Origin of the sequence: Paragemmobacter kunshanensis (genome assembly GCF_011059185.1) — a bacterium.
GTDB lineage: Bacteria > Pseudomonadota > Alphaproteobacteria > Rhodobacterales > Rhodobacteraceae > Paragemmobacter > Paragemmobacter kunshanensis.
In genome coordinates this window covers 1-2,237 of the sequence record NZ_JAALFE010000070.1, presented here as the reverse complement: position 1 = coordinate 2,237, position 2,237 = coordinate 1, and the positions used below count along the sequence as shown (strand labels likewise).

Annotated in this window: 4 protein-coding genes; 2 read left to right on the top strand and 2 right to left on the bottom strand. The window is 69.3% G+C overall.

Annotated elements, in window-relative coordinates:
- Positions 1–545 (bottom strand): DUF3489 domain-containing protein (locus G5V65_RS21665; protein ID WP_165054659.1); only part of this gene is annotated, 545 nt, incomplete at its 3' end.
- Between the two features lie 90 nt (positions 546–635).
- On the bottom strand, positions 636–860 hold the full coding sequence (locus G5V65_RS21660) for a hypothetical protein (RefSeq protein ID WP_165054656.1): 225 nt from the start codon (positions 858–860) through the stop codon (positions 636–638).
- Positions 861–971: 111 nt separating this feature from the next.
- Between G5V65_RS21660 and G5V65_RS21655 the strand changes: the two genes are divergently transcribed.
- A complete protein-coding gene (locus G5V65_RS21655) occupies positions 972–1,532 on the top strand; it encodes a hypothetical protein (RefSeq protein ID WP_165054654.1) in 561 nt (186 codons plus the stop codon).
- 46 nt (positions 1,533–1,578) lie between these two features.
- Positions 1,579–2,237: phage terminase large subunit family protein (locus G5V65_RS21650; protein ID WP_206526928.1), on the top strand; the 659-nt coding region annotated here is incomplete at its 3' end.

Sequence of the window (2,237 nt, the reverse complement as noted above, 5' to 3'; positions counted from 1 at the left end):
CCGCGTCCTTCGACCTTCTCCGAGGTCACCTCGAGTCCGAGCTTCTTCTTCAGCGCCCCGGCCATCGCGCCGCGCACCGTGTGCGACTGCCAGCCCGTGGCTGCCATGATCTCCTCGATGGTCGCGCCATCCGGCGCGCGCAGCATGGCGATGAGCGTGGCCTGCTTGGTCCCCTCGCGCGGCATGCGCGCCGTGGGCGCGGTTTCGGTCTCGGTTGGGGTGTCCGTCGCGGGCACGTCGCTCGGCGCGTGGTCGGCGCCCACAGGCGCGGTGTTCGTGTCCTCGGGCTCGATGCCGATGGCGGCGAGCCCTGCGTCGGTGGCTACCAGCGTCGTGCCGTGCCCGTCGCCGGTCTCGCGCCAGACGGGCTCTCCCTTGCGCAGGTCGGCGTCGACCTCCTGCAGCAGGCCCTTGGCGAGCATCGCGCCGACCACCTTGGCGGCGGCCCCGCCGCGAAGGCTGTCGGGCAGCGGCAGGGCGATGTGCTCGGGCCGCTGTGCGGCGGCGCTCAGGATCAGGGCTTGGGTGTCGGAAATCTGGGTCATCGTCGTCTCCCGTGTCGGGGCGCGCGAGATGCGGGCCCTTCTACGAGGTCGAGCCCGCCGGTCGGCGGGCGGGACCGGGAGCGGGTCGTCTCACTCGGCGTGTTCGCCTTCCTTGAAGGCCATGTCGGTGATCTCGCGCAGCTTGGCGCGATAGTGGTTCAGGGTGCCGACGTGCCCCCAATGGATCTCGTCGGGGCTGGTCTCGAAGTGGTCGGCGCTGAGGGCGGCGAGCCGCTGGAGCATCAGGTCAATCTCGGTCTTCGCAGCGATGAAGGCGTCGAGGGCCTTGGAATTGTCAGTGGCGCGGCGGGTCATTCTGGTGGCTCCGTAGTGAGTTGCATCGCTTCGTTGGAGTGACGTTCCCTCTGTCCGCGACGCTTATCAACTCGATAAGCACATGATCTTGAATGATAATCGGAGCCGTCGATGCAGGGCATGAGCGAGCGCCAGTACGCTGCCCATGTCGGGCTCTCGCGGGGCGCGATCCAGAAGGCGAAGACGGCCGAGCGACTGGTGCTCTATCCGGACGGAAGCATCAACACGGCCGCCAGCGATGCCAGGCGGGCGGAAACCACGGACCCCTCGAAGACTCGCAAGCCGCCCGAACCGAAGCTGAAGCCCGTCCCCGAGGCGGCGGTGGCCGCCGTCGGCGACACGCTGCGCGAACAGGGTCTGGCGGTCCCTGCCATCGGCGGCGGCACGACCTTCCTGCAGGCGAAGACCGCGAACGAGGTGCTGAAGGCGCAGGAGCGGCGCATCCGGCTCCAGAAGCTGAAGGGGGAATTGATCGAGCGTGCCCGGGCGCTGTCTCTGGTGTTTCGCCTGGCGCGGGAGGTGCGGGACGCTTGGGTGAACTGGCCTGCGCGGGCAGCGGCGCTGATGGCGGCCGATCTGGGCGTCGAGCCAGCCACGATGCAGAGGGTCCTTGAGAAACATGTACGCGCCCACCTCGACGAACTCGCCGAGGTCCGGCCCGACTTCCGGTGATGAGGACCGGTTTCGCGACAGCGAAACGCAAGGGTCCAGTGGACCCTTGCGAGGGACGAATGCCCGGAGCGCAAGCGCAGGGCTGGAAGATGGCCTGACCGACTTCGACGGCGCGGGCGAGATCCTGCGCGCCTGGGGCAGCGGGCTGCAGCCCGACCCGGACCTGACCGTCTCGGAATGGGCGGACCGGCACCGCATGCTCTCGGGCCGCGCCTCGGCCGAGCCGGGGCGGTATCGGACGGGGCGCACGCCCTACATGCGCGAGATCATGGACCGGCTCAGCCCGGGCGATCCCACGCAGCGGATCATCTTCATGAAGGCCGCGCAGGTCGGGGCGACCGAGGCCGGCAACAACTGGATCGGCTTCGCCATCCACCAGGCGCCGGGCCCGATGCTGGCGGTCCAGCCGACAGTGGAGCTGGCCAAGCGGAACTCGCGCCAGCGGATCGACCCGCTGATCGACGAAAGCCCCGACCTGCGGGAGCGGGTCAAACCAGCCCGGTCCCGCGACGCGGGCAACACGATGTTGTCCAAGGAGTTCGCGGGCGGCGTCCTGATCATGACCGGGGCGAACTCGGCGGTCGGACTGCGTTCCACCCCGGCACGGTACATCTTTCTCGACGAGGTCGATGCCTATCCGGCCTCGGCCGACGAGGAAGGCGACCCGGTCACGCTGGCCGAGGCGCGGTCGCTGACCTTCGCCCA

Bases quoted from the DNA above. Each gene is read 5' to 3' on its own strand.
- G5V65_RS21655 (WP_165054654.1), top strand. From the start codon at position 972: ATGCAGGGCATGAGCGAGCGCCAGTACGCTGCCCATGTCGGGCTCTCG.
- G5V65_RS21660 (WP_165054656.1), bottom strand. From the start codon at position 860: ATGACCCGCCGCGCCACTGACAATTCCAAGGCCCTCGACGCCTTCATC.